This window comes from Flavobacterium indicum GPTSA100-9 = DSM 17447 (assembly GCF_000455605.1).
Taxonomy (GTDB): Bacteria; Bacteroidota; Bacteroidia; order Flavobacteriales; family Flavobacteriaceae; genus Flavobacterium; species Flavobacterium indicum.
This window is the reverse complement of the sequence record NC_017025.1, coordinates 1,712,823-1,732,070: the sequence shown is the minus strand read 5'-3', so window position 1 is coordinate 1,732,070 and position 19,248 is coordinate 1,712,823. Positions and strand designations below refer to the sequence as shown.

At 30.1% G+C, this 19,248-nt stretch carries 23 protein-coding genes; 6 read left to right on the top strand and 17 right to left on the bottom strand.

Annotated features, from left to right (window positions below):
• Positions 1-4 precede the first annotated feature (4 nt).
• Positions 5-1,660 carry an MFS transporter gene (locus KQS_RS07890; protein WP_014388659.1) on the top strand — a complete coding sequence of 552 codons (1,656 nt, stop codon included), beginning with the start codon at positions 5-7 and terminating at the stop codon, positions 1,658-1,660.
• Positions 1,661-1,739: 79 nt separating this feature from the next.
• Positions 1,740-2,156 (top strand): DUF2251 domain-containing protein, encoded by a 417-nt coding sequence (locus KQS_RS07885; RefSeq protein ID WP_014388658.1) that lies wholly within the window; start codon positions 1,740-1,742, stop codon positions 2,154-2,156.
• A 38-nt stretch (positions 2,157-2,194) separates the two neighbouring features.
• On the opposite strand, the gene KQS_RS07880 is transcribed toward KQS_RS07885, so the two are convergent.
• The 9 genes from KQS_RS07880 to KQS_RS07840 form a co-directional block, all read right to left on the bottom strand.
• On the bottom strand, positions 2,195-2,629 hold the full coding sequence (locus KQS_RS07880) for a hypothetical protein (protein WP_014388657.1): 435 nt from the start codon (positions 2,627-2,629) through the stop codon (positions 2,195-2,197).
• Between the two features lie 2 nt (positions 2,630-2,631).
• Positions 2,632-3,120, bottom strand: coding sequence for an SRPBCC family protein (locus KQS_RS07875; protein ID WP_014388656.1), 489 nt, complete (start codon positions 3,118-3,120; stop codon positions 2,632-2,634).
• A gap of 7 nt (positions 3,121-3,127) precedes the next feature.
• A complete protein-coding gene (locus KQS_RS07870; protein ID WP_014388655.1) occupies positions 3,128-3,622 on the bottom strand; it encodes an SRPBCC family protein in 495 nt (164 codons plus the stop codon).
• Complete coding sequence (locus KQS_RS07865; protein WP_014388654.1) at positions 3,619-3,939, bottom strand: ArsR/SmtB family transcription factor; 321 nt, start codon at positions 3,937-3,939, stop codon at positions 3,619-3,621. The genes KQS_RS07870 and KQS_RS07865 overlap by 4 nt, the downstream gene beginning before the upstream one ends.
• A 145-nt stretch (positions 3,940-4,084) precedes the next feature.
• On the bottom strand, positions 4,085-5,380 hold the full coding sequence (gene creD / locus KQS_RS07860; RefSeq protein WP_014388653.1) for a cell envelope integrity protein CreD: 1,296 nt from the start codon (positions 5,378-5,380) through the stop codon (positions 4,085-4,087).
• A gap of 17 nt (positions 5,381-5,397) precedes the next feature.
• Positions 5,398-6,066, bottom strand: coding sequence for a DUF1361 domain-containing protein (locus tag KQS_RS07855; protein WP_014388652.1), 669 nt, complete (start codon positions 6,064-6,066; stop codon positions 5,398-5,400).
• A 368-nt stretch (positions 6,067-6,434) separates the two neighbouring features.
• The gene (locus KQS_RS07850; protein WP_014388651.1) at positions 6,435-6,893 is read right to left on the bottom strand and encodes a hypothetical protein; all 459 of its coding nucleotides are present in this window, start codon (positions 6,891-6,893) and stop codon (positions 6,435-6,437) included.
• A gap of 51 nt (positions 6,894-6,944) precedes the next feature.
• Complete coding sequence (locus KQS_RS07845; RefSeq protein WP_014388650.1) at positions 6,945-7,241, bottom strand: winged helix-turn-helix domain-containing protein; 297 nt, start codon at positions 7,239-7,241, stop codon at positions 6,945-6,947.
• Positions 7,242-7,279: 38 nt separating this feature from the next.
• Positions 7,280-7,888, bottom strand: a complete 609-nt coding sequence (locus KQS_RS07840) for a hypothetical protein (protein WP_014388649.1) — start codon at positions 7,886-7,888, stop codon at positions 7,280-7,282.
• 80 nt (positions 7,889-7,968) lie between these two features.
• Between KQS_RS07840 and KQS_RS07835 the strand changes: the two genes are divergently transcribed.
• The gene (locus KQS_RS07835; protein ID WP_014388648.1) at positions 7,969-8,328 is read left to right on the top strand and encodes a DUF1801 domain-containing protein; all 360 of its coding nucleotides are present in this window, start codon (positions 7,969-7,971) and stop codon (positions 8,326-8,328) included.
• Between the two features lie 40 nt (positions 8,329-8,368).
• Here the strand turns inward: KQS_RS07835 and KQS_RS07830 are convergent, their stop codons facing one another.
• The 4 genes from KQS_RS07830 to KQS_RS07815 all read right to left on the bottom strand — a co-directional run bounded on the left by KQS_RS07830 (position 8,369) and on the right by KQS_RS07815 (position 11,191).
• Positions 8,369-9,265, bottom strand: a complete 897-nt coding sequence (locus KQS_RS07830) for a hypothetical protein (protein ID WP_014388647.1) — start codon at positions 9,263-9,265, stop codon at positions 8,369-8,371.
• A gap of 103 nt (positions 9,266-9,368) precedes the next feature.
• Positions 9,369-10,187 (bottom strand): 3-deoxy-8-phosphooctulonate synthase, encoded by an 819-nt coding sequence (gene kdsA, locus KQS_RS07825; protein ID WP_014388646.1) that lies wholly within the window; start codon positions 10,185-10,187, stop codon positions 9,369-9,371.
• 73 nt (positions 10,188-10,260) lie between these two features.
• A complete protein-coding gene (locus KQS_RS07820; protein ID WP_014388645.1) occupies positions 10,261-10,707 on the bottom strand; it encodes a hypothetical protein in 447 nt (148 codons plus the stop codon).
• Position 10,708: 1 nt separating this feature from the next.
• Entirely contained in the window at positions 10,709-11,191 is a 483-nt protein-coding gene (locus KQS_RS07815; RefSeq protein WP_014388644.1) for a DUF4199 domain-containing protein, read from the bottom strand.
• Between the two features lie 82 nt (positions 11,192-11,273).
• Here KQS_RS07815 and KQS_RS07810 point away from each other — a divergent pair, with 82 nt between their 5' ends.
• The 3 genes from KQS_RS07810 to KQS_RS07800 all read left to right on the top strand — a co-directional run bounded on the left by KQS_RS07810 (position 11,274) and on the right by KQS_RS07800 (position 12,594).
• The gene (locus KQS_RS07810) at positions 11,274-11,837 is read left to right on the top strand and encodes a YeeE/YedE family protein (RefSeq protein WP_014388643.1); all 564 of its coding nucleotides are present in this window, start codon (positions 11,274-11,276) and stop codon (positions 11,835-11,837) included.
• 1 nt (position 11,838) lies between these two features.
• On the top strand, positions 11,839-12,252 hold the full coding sequence (locus tag KQS_RS07805) for a DUF6691 family protein (protein WP_014388642.1): 414 nt from the start codon (positions 11,839-11,841) through the stop codon (positions 12,250-12,252).
• 72 nt (positions 12,253-12,324) lie between these two features.
• Positions 12,325-12,594 (top strand): heavy-metal-associated domain-containing protein, encoded by a 270-nt coding sequence (locus KQS_RS07800; RefSeq protein WP_014388641.1) that lies wholly within the window; start codon positions 12,325-12,327, stop codon positions 12,592-12,594.
• Positions 12,595-12,621: 27 nt separating this feature from the next.
• On the opposite strand, the gene KQS_RS07795 is transcribed toward KQS_RS07800, so the two are convergent.
• The 4 genes from KQS_RS07795 to KQS_RS07780 all read right to left on the bottom strand — a co-directional run bounded on the left by KQS_RS07795 (position 12,622) and on the right by KQS_RS07780 (position 19,209).
• Positions 12,622-12,897, bottom strand: a complete 276-nt coding sequence (locus KQS_RS07795) for an ATP-dependent Clp protease adaptor ClpS (protein WP_014388640.1) — start codon at positions 12,895-12,897, stop codon at positions 12,622-12,624.
• A gap of 33 nt (positions 12,898-12,930) precedes the next feature.
• Positions 12,931-13,770 (bottom strand): 50S ribosomal protein L11 methyltransferase, encoded by an 840-nt coding sequence (gene prmA, locus KQS_RS07790; RefSeq protein ID WP_014388639.1) that lies wholly within the window; start codon positions 13,768-13,770, stop codon positions 12,931-12,933.
• Between the two features lie 72 nt (positions 13,771-13,842).
• A complete protein-coding gene (locus tag KQS_RS07785) occupies positions 13,843-16,236 on the bottom strand; it encodes an alpha-ketoacid dehydrogenase subunit alpha/beta (protein ID WP_394332333.1) in 2,394 nt (797 codons plus the stop codon).
• Between the two features lie 174 nt (positions 16,237-16,410).
• Positions 16,411-19,209, bottom strand: a complete 2,799-nt coding sequence (locus tag KQS_RS07780; protein ID WP_014388637.1) for a hypothetical protein — start codon at positions 19,207-19,209, stop codon at positions 16,411-16,413.
• Positions 19,210-19,248 lie beyond the last annotated feature (39 nt).

Sequence of the window (19,248 nt, the reverse complement as noted above, 5' to 3'; positions counted from 1 at the left end):
ACAAATGAATTCCAATCAACAAACGAATTATCCAGCATTGTATACTTTAATTACGGTTTTCTTCTTTTGGGGTTTTATTGCTGCAGGAAACAGTATTTTTATACCCTTTTGTAAAAGTTATTTCTCTTTAGACCAATTTCAGTCGCAATTAGTCGATTTTGCTTTTTATACTGCTTATTATATTGGTGCCTTATTACTCTTTGCTTTAGGAGATCGTTCTGGAAAAGACATCGTAGGAACTTGGGGATATAAGAAAAGTATTGTTTACGGCTTATTATTTTCTGCATTAGGTGCAGGCGCAATGATTGTTGCGGTTGAAGCAAGTGTGTATTATGGTATGTTAGTCGGCTTGTTTATTGTGGCATTAGGTTTTTCATTACAACAAACAGCAGCGAACCCTTTCGCTATTTTATTAGGCGATCCCAAAACAGGTGCAAGTCGTGTGAATTTAGGTGGAGGAATTAACTCTTTTGGTACTACTATAGGCCCAATCGTAGTAGCTTTGGCCTTATTCGGAACTGCTGCAACTGTTTCTGATGAGCAAATCAAAGCTTTAGCATTGAATAAAGTAGTGACATTATATATTTGTGTAGGTTTATTATTTGTGGCGGCCGCAGCTTTATTTTATTTTTCTAAAAAAGTACCTGCTGGTGTAGTAACAGAACCAATTGAAAAAGCTAATAAAGCATTACGTACATTAGTTATAATGACCCTATTATTGGCTGCTTGTTTTGTACCTATTTTCAGAACCTATCAAAATGATGTTATTAATTTAGATGTACAAGCGGTAGCTGATTTAGAGGCTTATCGTATGCGATTTTTATTATTAGCCTTGGCTGTAGTAATTTTTGGAGTGTTATTTTCTTACCGATCAGCTAAAGTTAATGCTAATGGTTGGGGTGCTATGCAATACCCACAATTAGTATTAGGGATGTTAGCTATATTTGTATATGTAGGGGTAGAAGTAGCCATAGGAAGCAATTTAGGTGAATTATTAAAATTAGAAGAATTTGGTAAATTACAATCTTCTGATATTGCTCCTTATATTTCTATGTATTGGGGAAGTTTAATGATTGGCCGTTGGGCAGGTGCCATTAGTGTATTTAATTTAAAAGGAATGGCTAAAACAATGGCATTAATCTTTATTCCTTTAGTTGCTTTTGGGATTATTTTAGGGGTGAATATTATTTCTGGTAAAGATATGAAACCGTTGTATTGGTATGTTGTTTGTGTGTTGCTACAAGTTATTGCATTTTTTATAAGTAAAGACAAACCCGCTCGTACTCTAATGGTTTTTGGATTATTTGGATTAAGCGCCATGCTTATAGGTTTATTTTCAACTGGAACTGTCGCTATCTATGCATTCTTATCGGGCGGATTAGCTTGTAGTATCATGTGGCCCGCTATTTTTAGTTTATCTATTATTGGATTAGGAAAATACACCTCACAAGGTTCTGCATTCTTAATTATGATGATATTAGGCGGGGGAATTATTCCACCTATTCAAGGAAAATTATCAGACATTATCGGAATTCATCAATCTTATATTGTTTCAGTACTTTGTTTTGCTTATTTAACTTTATTTGCTGTATTAGTAAAAGGATTGTTGAAAAAGCAACATATCGATGTGGATAGTATTGAAGTTGAAGGAAGTCATTAAAAAAATATTGAAAAAATAGAAAAATAACCCCTAATTTTGAAACTTGAAATTAGGGGTTTCTCATTAAATATAGAACGAAATGAATAACGAAGTAAAATTGATTATATATACCGAAGAGGCTTTACATGTTGGACAAACAACGAGTATTGATTCAGAAGCAGATAATGGAAATTGTGTGGTGTTTCAGGATAATGGAGAAACAGGTTACTTTTATGCTATTGATAAAGTAAATGAAGAATTAGTTGTTTTAGATGCTTTACATATTTATAATGTGAAAGATGTAGTAAATACAGACGAACAATGTTTAGTTAAAATTTTATGGACTGAAGATCATTCAATAGCCATTTTATCAATAAATAATTATTACCACGCCCTTTTTGATTTTGCGAATCATAGAGGATGTAGCCGTACTGGTTTTCCAGAAGCGAGTAAAGTGTGGAATAATCAAACCAATCGTCAATTGACTGATGCTGTTTTGGATGAGTTGTTTTTTTAGGTAGATTCGATTCTAATTAATAGAAAAGAGCTAAATAGTTAACTGTTTAGCTCTTTTTTATAAAATTCAATTTTAATTGCTTCAATTAATTCATTTAAATCTATAGCTTCAAGTTTATTAAATTTAATACAATACCCTGTAATTTTTGCTTTTCCAATTATATTACCGTAAGTATTATTTAAATAGTTTTTGTCTTTAATTCCCATGATATAAACCGATATTCCCGTCGAATTGGCGCTTAAACCAATTTTATAAAAGGCTCTAGTTTTCCCTCCTGCTAATTGAAGTGTACAATTGCCGTAGCCTATATTTGGATTAGTCACAACTTTACCTGATGCATTTGTGCCCTCTAAAAACCATAGTTGTGCCGTTGGAATTGTTTCTATAATTGCTTGATGTATTCTTGTAATTTCAGTTTTTTTGGGTTCAGGTAAATTATTTATATAATTAGAGATAGCTAATTTTATTTCCATCTTTACTTTAAATTAGAAAATAATGAATCTAAGTTTTCTAACGTCATTGTAAATCCGATTTTAAATCCTTCTAATAAACTTTCCATTCGCTCAAAAGATTCATTATAAATTTCTATATGAACTTGAGTTTTATCATCTATAGAGTTGAAAGTGTATTCCCAATCGGAGCCTGTAGGATCTGGATTTTCATCCGCATCTGTAAAAGTATTATATAAAGAGAAAAAGGTTTTTGGTTGAATACTTTTATACTGTTGTAGAGCCCATCGTTCGTTTCCTTCTGGACTTACCATGGCATAAAAACGTTTACCGCCTTCTACAAAATTCATGTATTTGGTTTTGGCTGTAAATGGCGTGGGAGCTACCCATTGATCTAACAAATCTGCATTTGTAAAAGCTTCCCACACTAAATCTATATGTGCGTTAAAATCGCGAGTGATAAACACTTTCTTAGCGGCTTTGTCTACTGTGAAATCAAAAAATAAATCAGACATAAATAGCTTATTTTAATTGTAATAATAACGTATCTAATTGATTGAGGCCCATATCGAATCCTTCTTTAAAACCTAAAGCAATAATTTGCTCCATATCTTCAATAGTTGCATAGGTTAAAGTAGCTTGATAAATTGTATTTTCTCCTTCGGCTTTAAACGCATTATTCCAATGTGTAGAAGGGAAATCTGTATTGATTACCAAATTTTCATCACAAAATGCATCATTTGCTGTATAATTTTGATAACTATTGATGGTTAAATATTCGGCCATACACCAATGTTTGTCACCTTCAGGACTCAACATGTAATAATGAATTTTGCCTCCTTCCACAAAATCCATTGTTTTAATCACGCATTGGTAGGGCTTAGGCGCCCACCATTGTTCCATAAGCTCTTTTGTAGTGAACGCATCCCATACTAATTCCAAAGGAGCATTGAATTTTCGTGTAATGATTAACTGTTTTTCAGCATCATTTCTCTTTAATTCGGTTTCATTTCTCATATGTTTTTGTTTTTCATTGTTTCTAAAAGTTGGTCTAATTGATTGAATTTAGACTCCCAGTGTTTTCGAAATTGGGCTAACCATTGATCAATTTCTTTCATTTTTTCAACTTGTAAGGAATAATATATTTCCCTTCCTTGTTGTGTAGATTGAATTAAATCACATTCATTTAATATTTTTAAATGTTTTGAAATGGCTTGTCGTGTTGTATTAAAATTTTCGGCGATAGAATTAGGAGTTAAAGCCTGTGTTGCAATAAGTGTAAGTATGGCTCTGCGGGTAGGGTCAGCTATGGCCTGATAAACATCTCTTCTCATAAATTTCAGTATATAATGAAACCATTCAGTTGCAAATGTAATGAAGCTATTTGGTTGCGCAAATTAATTTTAAAAAAAAACACAACATTGTTTGGATTTAACCTTGCAATGCTGTGTTCAACTAAAAACTAAAATTTAAACGCTTTTATTTCCAATCTATTTTTCTTGAGAAGTACATTACGGCTGCAAGAATGAAGAATAAACCAATACTTCCTACTAATAAGGCATAATCTTCCAATTGAATAATTACATAAATGAAAGTGTATAAAACGGTTAATGAGGCCGCAATAAAAGCAGGGAATTTTTTGTTTTTTAAAATAGATATTGAATACAAGCTAATTAAGGTTACAACACTACTACCTGCTACGGCATAAGCAAAACTAAAACTACTGTGTTCGGTTATGGCAATTTGCAAGGTATAAAACATAATTAAAGCAATACCAATCATACAATACTGAAAAATATGAATAGAAATTTTACTAATAGATTGAATTAGAAAGAAGATTAAAAAGGTTAATCCAATCACTAAAAAGCCATATTTGCTAGCACGTTCGTTTTGTAGATATTCATCAACAGGATTGATAAAATCTACAGATAAGCAGTAATTTGTAAGTTCAGGAAGCGCATCAAAATACTGTTGCGCAAAAGGTCGGTTAAAGTGTAAAACTTTCCAATCGGCTTGAAATCCGCCTGAAGTTACATTACGATTACTTGGAGAGAAGAAGCCATTGAAATTTGGAGATTGCCAATCCGATTGCATTTTTACCGAAGTAGTTTTTCCTATTGGCACCATTTTTATTTGTTTGCTTCCATTGAAACTGATGTCAAATTTAAAGTTCGAATTTTGTAGACTTTTATAATCAAATGGAAGCGTTTCCAAAGATTCCACACTGTCGCGTTCTGATCCATTTACAGGTTCAAAAGTCAAGACTTGATTTCCGATGTTCAGTTTTACTTCATCTTTTAAACTTTTTAAATTCGTTGTTCGAATAATTATTTTGGCTTGGTTCCAATAAACATCCTCGGCACGAATACCATGAGAAGCAAAATTGGTCTCTTTATAATTTCCAGAAAAATTCATTTGAGTAGTAAAAACATTTGATTTAAAAATACCTCTTTCAAGTGGTTTTTCCATTTTAACTTGTGTGTTGTTTTTTAATTCATTTGGAAAAAAATAAGCATATTCTCTGCTTTTGGTGGAAGTATTGTAGTAAGGTATTTTTAAAATGGGTCCATTAAAATAGATATTGCCGCCCCATTTTGAAGTAGTTTCAGATACTACTTCTTTTTGACGAATACTGCGTTCGGTTATTAATTCTTGAACAAAAACAAGAGGAATTAATAAGACAAGAGTTAACATTCCAACCATAATCATTTTGGCTGTTGAAGACTGAAAAAAAGATTTATTTTCAGGCATTGTTGAAGGTGTGTGAAGTTCCATATTAGTGACGTTTTTAATTATAATTTGATATTAGATTTATTATTTTTATTTAAATGTTGGATTATTTTTAATGTGATATAAACCAATGAACCATAAGAAAAAGCAAATCCAATAGTTTGATATTGTGTAAGTTCAATTGCTAAGTCAGCTATTAATGCTATTGGTTTATGTAGAATATCCCATGAATTATAGCGTAATTCACGACCTATATAAACTCCAAATCCAATTAAAAAGCAGATGAATGGTAATCCCAAATTCATAAGCTTATGGTTTAAATAAGTATTAGCGCTTGTTAACATTTGTTGGAAAGAAATGATTCCGATTGTAAAACCCAAAGAAGCGTAAACTGCAATAATTAGTAAGTCGTAATAAAATATAGTAGATTCCGTATGTTTTAAGTGAACAAAATCGGTTAATATGTAAAATGAGTTTGGAATATAAAGCAACCAAATAGAGTAGAGGATTCCTTTTTTTAGACTTGTTGTGGGTGAATTAAAATAGAGATAAGTAGAAATGACATAAGGAATACAAGCTAAAAATAAATTCCAGATTAAGAAAAACAAAAAAATTGAATGCGTAATTTTTGCGCGAAGCAATAATAAAACGAATGCATAAAAACTACACATGATAAGAATGAAGTTTAATTTTCTATTGGAAAAATAGAAGCGAGAAAGAGTTGTTATCATATTTAAAGTTTTAATTGAATTAAATGTTTTTAAGATTTAAATTTTAGTATTTTAATATTTGAAAAACACAGCTAAAATAAAATGCTGAAATGGGTATATTTATTAAAAGAAGTCCGATTAATTTAAATATATTTTTTTGGTATTTAGTAGTGCCAAGAACTAAAATGCTTAAATAAATACACATGAGTAGATTGACAATTATTGCACCGATTACATAAAAAAATCCGAAAAAGATGAATACCTCTTTTTGGGTTAATAAGAATAAGCTAAATAGAAGTGTACCTATTCCAAATGAAGTATAGAATATTAATTTGGTACTAGTTTCGATCCAATAATAATTAGATTTAATGTATTGATCCATGTTGGGATTATTTAATATTGAAAGAAAATTGTATGTCTTTTAAAGGAATATGCAACATTTTTAAAAAGTTTAAATGATAAAATTGATGTGCATTTTTTCCTTTTCTATAGGAGTTTATAAAACTTTTATATTCGAAAGGGTAGAATAATATACCCGTAAGCAAAACAATTAAAACAAAAGGGCTTCTTTTACCATTTCCAAATAGATAAAACTGCATATCAATTTCATCTTTCACTGTAATTCCAGTATTAGTTAATACATGATACACATCATGTTCTTCCAATTGAGGTTGCACTTGAAAGTTATATTTTAATAAAAAACAACCCAGGTGAAATCCTAGTGAATTTTCATCATATTGCAAAAATTCAGAAATGCTTACATTCCATGCGTCAACGGTTTTTTTAAATGCCATTTGATAAGGTTTTTTAATTGATTTGTATAAAGTTTCTATTATTAGTTCTTTCATCTTTTTAATATTTAAAGTACTTTGTATTTCAAAGTAAAAAAACAAAAAAATTTAATTTCCTTGTATCAATTTTTCTAAAGCATTGATGTGCTCTTGAAAAGCTTTTCTACCAAAAGGAGTAATGCTGTATTTTGTATTTGGTTTTTTACCAATAAATTGTTTTTCTACAGTTATAAATGTTTCGGTTTCTAATGCCTTGATGTGACTAGCTAAATTACCATCGGTTACTCCTAAAATTTCTTTCATTGAATTAAAATCCACGCTTTCATTCACCATTAGAACAGACATAATACCTAGTCTTATTCTATGATCAAAAGCTTTATTAATATGTTGGATGATGTTTTTCAATGGAATTTATGTTCAAATAACAAATGTACTATTCAAATTTAATTTTTTTCGTATTTATACCACATTAATGTTCCATAAAAGATATGACAAAATCCAAATCCAATAGCCCAAAAATACAATCCATATCCAGAAAGTTTAACTGCAATTAAACCTAAAATAATTTGCGTTATTCCAAGGAATCGAACATCTCTAAAAGTATATTTACTTGCGTTAACACATGCCAAACCATAAAATATAAGTGACAAAGGAGCCACTAAGCCATAAACTTCCTCGTTTAATAATAGTAGTATCAAAATTCCTCCAGTCCCGAGTGGAATTATAAAATTAATTAGTAGACGTATAGAAGTAGTATTCCAAAGTTTTTCATTATTCTTCTTAGCTTTATTATGCGATAATATGATCCCAGTAATTATAGATGCTATTAAAATACAAAGTGCATCCATAATTAAAAATTTAAAAGTACTGCTTTCTAGAGTCACATAAACATAACCATTTTCTCTAATCACTACATGTGCAATTATAGCACCAACTAGAGCATATATTCCTGCTAATACTCCAGATAATCCACTTAATGATAAGAAAGTAGATGATTTACTCATCATGTTCTTAATTTCTTTGATATCGTCTAAATAGTTTTTAGTGTCCATAGTAAAGTACTTTGAAATACAAAGTTAAATATAAATTTCAATTCTGCAACAAAAAATGTAATTTTATAAAAAATAATTTCATGAAGCCTTCTGAAGTCTATATTTTACGTCAATCTTCTGCATTTCAAGAGATAATATTTTATGTAATCTCCGTGATTGAACAAGAGATAGAAGGAGTAGAGTTACTTTTTAAATGGGGTATTCCTTATTTTTATTATCACAAAAAGCCGTTTATTTACATTGCGCCAAATAAAACGAAAGGGTTTGTTGATGTTGGTTTTGCTCGAGGTTTTCAGTTGCATTTGCATCAATCTATTTTAATTGATGAAAACCGAAATACAGTAAAATCTTTGCGTTATTTTAACATAGATTCCGTTGATGATTCAGTGTTAAGGGATTTAATCCAAGAAGCTAAATTGTTGTATAAAAAAATAGCGTGATTGTTTTAATCACGCTATTAAATATTATTTTAAAAGAAAATTAAATTCTAAATATTCCTCCAAAGCTTACAATACTTTGTAAAAACCAAAAATGTTGTTGTGCACTATCGGCTGAATTTTTAGTCGTTCTTATGTCATTCATATTAATATAACCACCTTTTAATTCGGTTTGTATAAAGTAATGTTTGAAAAAAGTAAAGTTTAAACCTGCTTTAGCAGAAAGACCATATCCTGCAACATGAAATTCATCATAACGTTCTTTTCCTAAAAGTCTTGTATTGGTTTTAGGGAATAAAAGTCCGGCCCCTAAACCTTCTGTTACATTAATTTGAACTTTATCGCTATTCCAAGTTTTAAATAGTTTAGAAGAGATATCATCCACCCGAGAAAATTCGGTATTAATATAGTTTAAACCATCGGTATGTTCAAAAGTTAAAAATGGAGGCGGTGATGAATCAGTATCTGGATTAAAGTTATTACTAAAATCTACAGGAGTATTATTGTAAGATCCATTATACATTGCACCTTCTTCAGTTGCTGGTAAATTAACATATCCAGAAACATTAGCAGTTTGGTTTTGAGTAAATACATATTTCATATGGTCTACACCAATAGAGATATTGTAATGATCAGTAATGAAATATCCAAAGCGTAAATTAGTTTGAGGTATAGTCATTCTTGAAGGATTGAAATAATCCATGTGCCAACCTTTTGGTTTGTCATGAGCTTGAGCATCATAAACCGTAAAATCATAGTTTTCTCCTTTAAAGTGAATATCTGATTTTGAATAAGATTCACGATTTCCTCCCCAAAAAACATAAAATTTACCTTTATTGTGAGCCGTGTATTTTTCAGGTGTTTCAACTGTTTCTTGTGAAAAGGTGTACTGTGAAAAAACACAAAAAGATAGTACAACCATTAAAAATGATTGTTTCATATTAAAATAAAAAAGTTAGTGGTCAAATATATATTTTCGCCTAATTATTGGTACTGCTTTTGCCAATGTGATTTACAGGCGATTTATTTGAAAATTAAAATAATTAAAATTGGTTTATAGTTTTACGTATAGCAACTAAACGGGTCATTAATCCTTCAAAATAGTCTAAGTGCAACATATTAGCACCGTCACTTTTAGCATTTGCAGGATCAAAATGCGTTTCAATAAAAATTCCATCTACTCCAACAGCAATACCTGCTTTAGCAATTGTTTCAATCATATCAGGTCTACCTCCAGTAACGCCGCTTGTTTGATTGGGTTGTTGTAGAGAATGTGTAACGTCTAATACAGTTGTGCCAAATTGTTTCATTGTTGGAATACCTCTAAAATCAACAATCATATCTTGGTAACCAAACATAGTTCCTCTATCAGTAATCATGAAATTTTCATTTCCTGAATCGATTACTTTTTGTGCCGCATGTTGCATACTTTCCGGACTCATGAATTGACCTTTTTTAAGGTTAACTGTTTTGCCTGTTTGAGCCGCCGCTACTACTAAGTCTGTCTGACGCACTAAGAAAGCAGGAATTTGTAATACATCTACATATTCAGCAGCTAACGCAGCATCTTCATTGGTATGAATATCGGTTACAGTAGGTACACCAAATTCTTTCGATACTTTTTGTAGAATTTTCAAAGCTTTTTCATCACCAATTCCTGTAAAACTATCTACACGAGAACGGTTTGCTTTTTTGAAAGAGCCTTTAAAAACGTATGGAATTTCTAATTTATTGGTAATAGTAACTAATTTTTCTGCAATACGCATGGCCATTTCTTCACCTTCAATAGCACAAGGTCCTGCTAAAACAAAAAAGTTACCGCTTGTAGTATGTTTAATTTGAGGTATGTTGTTTAAATTCATTGCTTTAAAATTTTGTTGTGCAAAGATAAAATAAAACCTTTAAAACGAATGTTCTAAAGGTTACATAATTTGATTATTTTTTAGGTAAGAATCCTTTGGGGCATAAGACATCACCTTTATCGGTTAAATTAATATAAAGTAGCCATTTATCGGTTTTGCCATCAATCCAAACTTCATAAATTTCTAATGTTCCTACACCAACAGCATTATTTTTTGAAGGATAAGGACAGCAAGTGTCTATTTTTTTATAGGATAATTTCTCTCCATTAGCGGCAGTGATTCCGTTAAAAAATCGCTTTACATTATTTAAATTGCTCGCTTCTGTTTTATAAAATCCTAAATTTATTGGGTAATCTTGATGGAAACCGTATTTTCCGTCATTTGCCATCTGTTTTATTTCAAAATGATCTCCAACAACTTTTGGCATTAGTGCTTTATCATTAATATTTTGAATAGTAGACTTTGTACTAATACATGAAGTAACTAAAGAAACTAAAGCTAGTAATATTATCTTTTTCATTTTACTTTTTTTTGGTTGCATTTTTTTTCGACACTATATATCCAATAATTATACCAATTGGTAACAATGAGGAATAATTCATTAATAATAAACTTTTAAAACTATAATACGATTGTGCCTCTTCTAAAGTAGTCTTTCCTGTTTTGATTGTAGCTGAAACGAAATTATCTATTAAGTCAGGAGATATGTATTTTAATGAAAAATATAAAGCTGCAGGTAAGAAAAGTGCAAATACCCCAGTTATTAATAAACTTGATAGGAAAGATTGCTGAAAAGTAATTACTTTTTTATAGTCTTTTTCTTTTTTTAAGTGCAATGCTAAGTAATAAAGAACAGAAAAAGGAATTGAAATTAAAATAGAAAAAATTGGTTGTAAAAATAGTTTTTCGCTGTGAAATCCTAACCATTTTTCAATTTGCATCCATAAAATAAACGTAAAAGCTAGATAAAAGCCCCAATAAATTTCTAATTTAATTTTTCCCATTTTTTAGTTTAATGTTAATTCTTTTGTAACAAAAGTTACATTTGACCGTTTGAATTTATATTTTTGTACAAAAATAGTAAATATGGATGTATTTTTTGGTACTTGGCATTGGTCAATATCAGGTTTATTGATAGGATTAATCATGTTAGCGTTAACTTATTTTGGAAAAACATTCGGAATGTCTTCTAATTTAAGAACTTTATGTAGTATGACACCTGCAAAAAATCAAAGTTCTTATTTTAATTTTGATTGGAGAGAACAACGTTGGAATTTAGCCATTGTTTTAGGTGCAATAGTTGGTGGATTTATTGCGTATCATTTTATGATGGACGTTAATCAGGTTGTACAGTTAAATCCAAAAACGATTCAACAATTACAAGATTTAGCTATTGATGCTCCAAATGGTAAGTTAGGACCAGATGCGATTTTTAGTTTCGATACTATGTTTACTTTAAAAGGGTTCTTGTTATTAGTAGGAGGAGGTTTTTTGATTGGTTTTGGTACACCATATGCTGGAGGATGTACTTCAGGACATGCTATATCTGGATTAAGTAATTTACAAATACCTTCATTAATTGCAGTAATAGGTTTTTTTATTGGTGGTTTAATTTCTGCACATTTTTTAATCCCTTTAATTTTTGGATAATATGAAGTTACTTAAGTTTTTTATAGTAGGAATAATTTTTGGTATTGTATTGACTAAAGCCGAAGCCATTTCTTGGTATCGTATTTATGAAATGTTTCAATTCCAATCATTTCACATGTATGGAATTATAGGGACTGCTATTTTTGTTGGAGTTACAGGTATCTATTTAATTAAAAAGAAAGAAGTAAAGGATATTAAAGGCGCTCCTATTGAAATTATGGAAAAAGACCGTGTGTTTTTTAGATATATTGTTGGCGGAACTATGTTTGGTTTAGGTTGGGGATTAGTTGGTTGTTGTCCTGGTCCCATTTTTATATTGTTAGGTACAGGTATTCAGTCTATTGGATTAATTTTGTTAGGTGCTCTGTTGGGGACTTATGTTTATGGAGTGATAAAAGATAAATTACCTCATTAAAATTGAATTTTATAAAATTTAGTTTTCTTTTTATATTTTTTGTAACTTTAGGGTAACAAAAATAAATAGAAAATGAAAACAACAGTTCATATACAAAACTTAAAGTGCGGTGGATGCGCTTCAACGATTACCAAAAATTTAACTGCATTAGACGATGTTTCTGATGTTATAGTTGAAGTTGAAGATGAATCTGTAACTTTTGATTATAGTGATGAAAACACATTGCATCTTGTTAAAGATACTCTAGCTGATTTAGGTTATCCCGAAGATGGTGAAAGAAACAGTTTAACTGATAAAGCTAAATCCTATATCAGTTGTGCCATAGGTAAAATAACAAAATAAAAAAGTCCCAAATATATTGGGACTTTTTTATATAATTTCAGCACTCAATCCAGCCTCTAATAATGCCGAACACTGTGGTTTAAGTTTAGGTAATTCCCCAGTTTTAACGGTACATTTACCTTTATAGTGGACTAAAATAGCACATTGTTCTGCTTGCTCCCAAGTATGATCACAAACACGAACTAAAGTTTCAATTACATGATCAAATGTATTTACATCATCATTGTATAAAACAATTTCATTGTTGATTCCAACTGCTTCCTCTACTAATACTTCTTCTTGAACTTGTTCTAATGTACTCATAATTAATTGATTAAAATTAATAATGCAAAAATACTATTTTTTTTCAAATTTTAATGCGACCCAATTGTTGCGTTCTTTTTTTGAAACAAATGTTAACCCTAAAGCTTCACAACATTCTTGAATTGCAGGAATATCTTCTGTATAAAATCCGCTAAGTAATAAAGTAGCATTAACATTCATGCAATTTACATAGCTTGCCATGTCATTTAATAAAATGTTTCTATTAATATTAGCAATAAACAAGTCGTATTTTTGACCTTGATTCAACCAAGAAGCATCTCCTTCATATACAGTAATATGTTTACAATTGTTACGTTCAGCATTTTCAATTGAGTTTAAATAACACCAGTTGTCAATGTCAACGGCATCAATAGGTTTTGCTCCTTTCATTTCAGCTAAAATAGCCAAAATAGCAGTGCCACAACCCATGTCCATAGTCTTTTTATCGGTAACATCTAACTCTAGTAAATGTTGAATAACCATGTGTGTGGTTTCATGATGACCCGTTCCAAAGCTCATTTTTGGTTCAATTACAATTTCATAAGTGGCATTTGTTGCTTCATGAAATGGTGCGCGAACATGACAAATTCCATCAACATCAATAGGAGAGAAGTTCTTTTCCCATTCTTCATTCCAATTGACTTGTTCAATTTCTTCAAACGTATACTTGATTTTAAATTCAGGGTTTTCAAGAATATAGATATCATTTAAAATATCTTCAGTCCATAAATCTTTTTGAACAAAAGCAGATACGCCCGTTTCTGTTTCAATAAAGCTTTCAAAGGCAGTTTCTCCTAATTCAGCAATTAATATTTCTGAACCAAGTTCAAGAGGTTCAATGGTAAAATGATATCCTATATAAATATTTGACATGTTATTTCGGTTTAAAACATAAAAAAATAGGAAGCAAAATTACTACTTCCTATTTTAATATTTCTATTTTAATTAATATAATTTTGGAAACTTAGCAGGAAATGCTTCGTGCATGATTTCATATACTTTTTCATAAATATCTTCTGCACTTGGTTTTGAGAAATAATCCCCATCCGTTCCATAGGCTGGTCTGTGTGCTTTTGCTGTTAATGTTTGAGGAGCACTATCTAAATATTTATAAGCATTTTGATTTTCTACTATTTCTTGTAATATATACGCACTTGCTCCACCAGGTACATCTTCGTCAATTACTAATAAACGATTAGTTTTAGCAACTGATTTAACAATATCTTTATTGATGTCAAATGGTAACAACGATTGAATATCAATAATTTCAGCATCTATTCCAATTTCTTGTAATTCTTTAGCCGCTTGTTCTACGATACGTAATGTTGAACCATAAGAAACTAAGGTTATATCTTTTCCTTCTTTAATCGTTTCTACTACACCAATTGGTGTTTTGAATTCACCTAAATTGGTTGGCATTTTCTCTTTTAAACGGTATCCATTTAAACATTCAACAAGTAAAGCAGGTTCGTCAGTTTCTAATAAAGTGTTATAGAATCCGGCTGCTTTAGTCATACTTCTTGGAACTAAAACATGAATTCCTCGAATTGCATTAATAATCATTCCCATAGGCGAGCCTGAATGCCAAATTCCTTCTAAACGGTGTCCACGCGTTCTGATAATTAATGGTGCTTTTTGACGACCTTGAGTTCTGTATTGTAAAGTTGCTAAATCATCACTCATGATTTGAATAGCATACAATAAATAATCTAAATATTGAATTTCTGCAATTGGTCGTAATCCACGCATGGCCATTCCAATTCCTTGACCTAAAATGGTAGCTTCACGAATACCAGCATCTGAAACACGTAAATCACCATATTTCTCTTGCATACCTTCTAATCCTTGATTAACATCTCCAATATTACCAGAATCTTCTCCAAATATTAAAACTTCAGGATATTTAGCAAATATTTTATCAAAGTTATCTCTAATGATTAAACGTGCATCAACTTCTTCAGCAGTTTCGTCATAAGTCGGTTTAACTTCTGTAGTTGAAGCTAAATTTTTAGAGGATTCAGAGAATAAATGAGAACTGTATTTTGGTTGTATCCGTTTAGTAAATTCCGTTATCCATTGGGCTAAAGTAGCTCTGTCATTTCCAGAAAGCATTCTCAATACTTTGCGTGCTGTTACTAAAATATCTTTTCGAATAGGTTCTTTAATTCCAGCTAAATCTGCACTGTATTTTTCAATAAAAACTTTGTTCTCAGAATTTTGTGCTACTTGATTTAAAACAGCAACTGCTTCAGCAACATCATTTTTAATTGCAGTTATGAAATTGTTCCAGGCTACTTTTTTACCCTCTAAAACCTCTTTTTTAGATGATTTTTCAATTTCTTCAATTTCTTCTGCTGTGGAAATATTATTTTCTAACATCCATTTTTTCATTTGAGCTAAACAGTCAAATTCAGTTTCCCAAGCTAAACGTTCAGCATTTTTATAACGTTCATGCGAGCCAGATGTTGAGTGGCCTTGCGGTTGTGTTAATTCTTGTACGTGAATTAGAACAGGTACATGTTCTTTTCTAGCAATTGCAGCCGCTTTTTGGTACGTATCCACTAATGCAGGATAATCCCACCCTTTTACGCGGAAAATTTCATATCCATTATTTTCTTCATCACGTTGAAATCCTTTTAAGATTTCAGAAATGTTTTCTTTAGTTGTTTGGTATTTGGCATGAACTGAAATTCCGTATTCATCGTCCCACACACTCATTACCATTGGAACTTGAAGAACTCCAGCAGCATTGATGGTTTCAAAGAATAAGCCTTCAGAAGTGGAAGCATTTCCAATAGTTCCCCAAGCAATTTCGTTTCCATTTACAGAAAAATTATTTTCAGATGGAATTTCTTTTACATTTCTATAAATTTTTGAAGCTTGAGCCAATCCTAACAAACGTGGCATTTGACCAGCAGTAGGAGAGATGTCAGAGCTTGAATTTTTTTGTTGTGTTAAATTTTTCCAATTGCCATTTTCGTCTAACGAATGTGTAGCAAAATGCCCGCCCATTTGACGACCTGCACTCATTGGATCAAAATTTATATCTGCATGACCATACAATCCGGCAAAAAACTGTTCGATATTTAATGCTCCAATAGCCATCATAAAAGTTTGGTCACGGTAATATCCAGAACGAAAATCTCCATTTTGGAAAGCTTTGGCTAATGCTAGTTGTGGCACCTCTTTTCCGTCTCCAAAAATACCGAATTTAGCTTTACCAGTTAGAACTTCTTTTCTACCTAATAAACTACATTCTCTACTAATGGTTGCGATTTTAAAATCGTTTAAAACTTCTTTTTTAAAATCTTCAAAAGTTAAAGTTTCTGTGTTTGCCATTTTGTTCATGTTGAATATGCTTTGCTACAAATTTAAAAATTTTGACTATATGTTGTTAATTTGAATTTAATTTTTATGAAAAAACAGATTAAAATACTTTAAAATATTGTAATAATATCAGTTAAAAACAATTTTATTGAATTATTAATAAAATATTTTGAAATAATTGAGAATTTAAAACCATCTTCTCGTAAATAAAGAAGTAAGTATTTTTGGACTTAGCGTTACCACAAAGCGAATTTTTTCACCGTAGTTTTTATCATTTAATTCAAATCCATTAGAAGAATATACAGGAAAAAATAGTTCGAAATAATCTTGTACTAGGTTTAAGTGTATTCCGCTATCGTATACGTATTTTGGTGCTAAGTTGCGGCTTTTATAAGTTCCAATATCACCATAAATTTCAATCCAATTCCAAATATTTAAACTGGCATTTAATGTGAATATATATTGATTGGCAAAGCGTTGATTCAATTTTGATTTAAATCCGCCTTCTCCATATACAAATTGTTGGCTATATAATCCTGTGCTTTCACTTCTTCCTAAAAGAGGATAATCAAATAAATAATCAGAGGGTCTGTCTACACCAAAACTGAAAAAATTTGAAGATTTATTGTCATTATACATAAAAAAACCTCCAAATCCTCTTAATGTGATGTATCGGTTATTTTCAAATAATTTTCGATATCCGATACTTCCTGAAAGTTTACTAAATGAATTTGCAATTTGTAAATCGGTATTGTATGAAAATTGATTTACCAATTCACTTTTAAAATAGTTATATCTTAAATTGAATACGGAATAATTCTCATTTTGTTGTTTTACAAAGGCCGATTTCTCTTGATAGACATAAACTTGTCTGATTAAAATATTTTCACCTTCGTTTTTTCTTAAATCTTTATTTCTAAAATTAAAGGAAATGGAAGGCGTTATTTTAGTGTAAAAAGCATCAGGTAAATAATGCATTCTGGTTAATCCTAAACCGTATCGTGTATTAAAAAATCCTGAATTTTTATAGTTTTTTGTATAGGTAAATCCAGTAGAACCCGCTAAAGTATTCGTTTTTGTAGAATAATTAGGAGTTAAACTAAACGTAAAAGGTTTGTCAATTACTGAGCGGTTATTAATTCTCATACCTAGTAAAATACCATCATAAAAATTAAATTCGCCTGTAGGAACAAAGAAAATTTGACTGTATTTTGGATTTTCTATATCTTTAAAAAAAGTAAATTTTAAGGGTTTATTACCCGTTAAATTGGTTTTAAATTTTTTAAAATTATTTTTATTATCCCACTCAGGTAATAAATTTTGGTCGTTTAGTTCAATATAATCGTATTGTTTTTGATTGAAACTTAATTTTTTACTTTTAATTATAGTATCCTGTACTCTTTCAATTAATTTTTTATCTTTATAGAGTGCGTACGTAAAAGGTAATTTGTAATCATGAGAACTAGTTATTTCAAATTCAATTACTTCATTTTTTCGTTTTCTTTTTTTGAATTTTAAATCGGTTATTTCGTCTTTTTCAACTAAATTTTTTAGCCAAAAATTAGCTGTTGAATCAGAACTGAAAAGCTGATAAAAATTTTCTCTTGTAACATGTTTTGAAACTTGATTTAATGCAATAAATTCTTTTAATTTTGAATCAAATTCTCCTTCTTTAAGTAAGGATGAAGTGTAATTTAATAGTAAGCCAGCTTTGAATTTTCCTGCTATTTTTTCATTGAATTTTATTAGTAAATCTTTATCATAGCCAATAGGTTGATCTAAATTTTTTCGGGCCATTAATAAAAAGTTATATAAAAATTGTTCAGAAAAAGGCATGTTAATAATTTTATATCCTTTAAGGATTTTAAAGTCAGCCAATTTTCCAAAAGCCTTCATGTCGGGATAAAATTCATCAATATATTTTTTAATAAAATAGTGTTGAATTCCTTCTAAAATCCAATGATCCTTTCTGAAATTGATGTGTAATTGGGAATATAGATAATTATTTAAGTACGTTTTTAGAAACTTTAATTCAAAGATAAAATCTTCATTAAATGGAGAAATAAATGCAGGTAATTCGTTTAAGCCATAAAATGGTTCACGTTCATAATCTTCATTAGAAACGACTATTTTTTCTTGTTTAGATTGACCTAAATTTTGAGCAACAAAAGTTGTAATTCTATCGATTAAAATTACTCTAGAATACTCATTTAAATTTTTACTTTTTATGTTAGTAATTGCTTTTACATGTTCATTATTAAAGCTTTCATAGCTATTCTCTGTTTCAAGAACAATACTGAAAGTATTTCTATTTATACCTTTTAATGTGAGTTGATTATCAGTTTTTGTTAATTCATCTAAATCGGTTGTTATAAAATAAGGCTTTTCGGTAGAAATTTTAATAAAGTAGTCGGCATAATTAGTTGTACAATCGTCTAAATTATTTTCACTCTGATTCGTGAATTTTCCATCAACAAAAGAACAAACACTTAAAAAACAATTTTTTAGAATTATTTTATTTTCATTGTACCATCCAAATTTTGTGAATTTAGCATCAGGCAAAGTTACCGTATAGCTAAAAGTATAGGTTCCCATTTGGTTTGGTTTTAGCGGATTTTTTAATTTTAAATGAAGAATATCAGGTTGAGATTCTCTCCTGTAATATTCTAAAACTGAATTTTCAGAATCACTAATTTGATGAATTTCAGTAGTAGAACGCTCTTTTTTAGATGACAAATGAAAACTTCTGTTGTATTCATCAGAAAATTTATTAGCAATAGCAGATTTTTTTGTTGAAAGGGCATAATTCCAATCATTAAAATCTAACTCTAATAAGTCGTTGGTTGTAGTGTTTAAAAACTGTATATGTTGAACAACTTCAATAGTTTTCCCCTGATTTGAAATTTTGGCCTCTATTTGATTCTGTTGTTGAGAAAACCCTTGTACTGTTAGTAGTAAAAACAGGTATATAATTAAATTCTTCATTTATTCTTTTCTAGCAGCTCAATATTAGTGAAAAAATAA

What these genes read in the sequence shown, in the direction of transcription:
- KQS_RS07890 (WP_014388659.1), top strand. Translation starts at nt 5, where the DNA reads ATGAATTCCAATCAACAAACGAATTATCCAGCATTGTATACTTTAATT.
- KQS_RS07885 (WP_014388658.1), top strand. Translation starts at nt 1,740, where the DNA reads ATGAATAACGAAGTAAAATTGATTATATATACCGAAGAGGCTTTACAT.
- KQS_RS07880 (WP_014388657.1), bottom strand. Translation starts at nt 2,629, where the DNA reads ATGGAAATAAAATTAGCTATCTCTAATTATATAAATAATTTACCTGAA.
- KQS_RS07875 (WP_014388656.1), bottom strand. Translation starts at nt 3,120, where the DNA reads ATGTCTGATTTATTTTTTGATTTCACAGTAGACAAAGCCGCTAAGAAA.
- KQS_RS07870 (WP_014388655.1), bottom strand. Translation starts at nt 3,622, where the DNA reads ATGAGAAATGAAACCGAATTAAAGAGAAATGATGCTGAAAAACAGTTA.
- KQS_RS07865 (WP_014388654.1), bottom strand. Translation starts at nt 3,939, where the DNA reads ATGAGAAGAGATGTTTATCAGGCCATAGCTGACCCTACCCGCAGAGCC.
- creD (WP_014388653.1), bottom strand. Translation starts at nt 5,380, where the DNA reads ATGGAACTTCACACACCTTCAACAATGCCTGAAAATAAATCTTTTTTT.
- KQS_RS07855 (WP_014388652.1), bottom strand. Translation starts at nt 6,066, where the DNA reads ATGATAACAACTCTTTCTCGCTTCTATTTTTCCAATAGAAAATTAAAC.
- KQS_RS07850 (WP_014388651.1), bottom strand. Translation starts at nt 6,893, where the DNA reads ATGAAAGAACTAATAATAGAAACTTTATACAAATCAATTAAAAAACCT.
- KQS_RS07840 (WP_014388649.1), bottom strand. Translation starts at nt 7,888, where the DNA reads ATGGACACTAAAAACTATTTAGACGATATCAAAGAAATTAAGAACATG.
- KQS_RS07835 (WP_014388648.1), top strand. Translation starts at nt 7,969, where the DNA reads ATGAAGCCTTCTGAAGTCTATATTTTACGTCAATCTTCTGCATTTCAA.
- KQS_RS07830 (WP_014388647.1), bottom strand. Translation starts at nt 9,265, where the DNA reads ATGAAACAATCATTTTTAATGGTTGTACTATCTTTTTGTGTTTTTTCA.
- kdsA (WP_014388646.1), bottom strand. Translation starts at nt 10,187, where the DNA reads ATGAATTTAAACAACATACCTCAAATTAAACATACTACAAGCGGTAAC.
- KQS_RS07820 (WP_014388645.1), bottom strand. Translation starts at nt 10,707, where the DNA reads ATGAAAAAGATAATATTACTAGCTTTAGTTTCTTTAGTTACTTCATGT.
- KQS_RS07815 (WP_014388644.1), bottom strand. Translation starts at nt 11,191, where the DNA reads ATGGGAAAAATTAAATTAGAAATTTATTGGGGCTTTTATCTAGCTTTT.
- KQS_RS07810 (WP_014388643.1), top strand. Translation starts at nt 11,274, where the DNA reads ATGGATGTATTTTTTGGTACTTGGCATTGGTCAATATCAGGTTTATTG.
- KQS_RS07805 (WP_014388642.1), top strand. Translation starts at nt 11,839, where the DNA reads ATGAAGTTACTTAAGTTTTTTATAGTAGGAATAATTTTTGGTATTGTA.
- KQS_RS07800 (WP_014388641.1), top strand. Translation starts at nt 12,325, where the DNA reads ATGAAAACAACAGTTCATATACAAAACTTAAAGTGCGGTGGATGCGCT.
- KQS_RS07795 (WP_014388640.1), bottom strand. Translation starts at nt 12,897, where the DNA reads ATGAGTACATTAGAACAAGTTCAAGAAGAAGTATTAGTAGAGGAAGCA.
- prmA (WP_014388639.1), bottom strand. Translation starts at nt 13,770, where the DNA reads ATGTCAAATATTTATATAGGATATCATTTTACCATTGAACCTCTTGAA.
- KQS_RS07785 (WP_394332333.1), bottom strand. Translation starts at nt 16,236, where the DNA reads ATGGCAAACACAGAAACTTTAACTTTTGAAGATTTTAAAAAAGAAGTT.
- KQS_RS07780 (WP_014388637.1), bottom strand. Translation starts at nt 19,209, where the DNA reads ATGAAGAATTTAATTATATACCTGTTTTTACTACTAACAGTACAAGGG.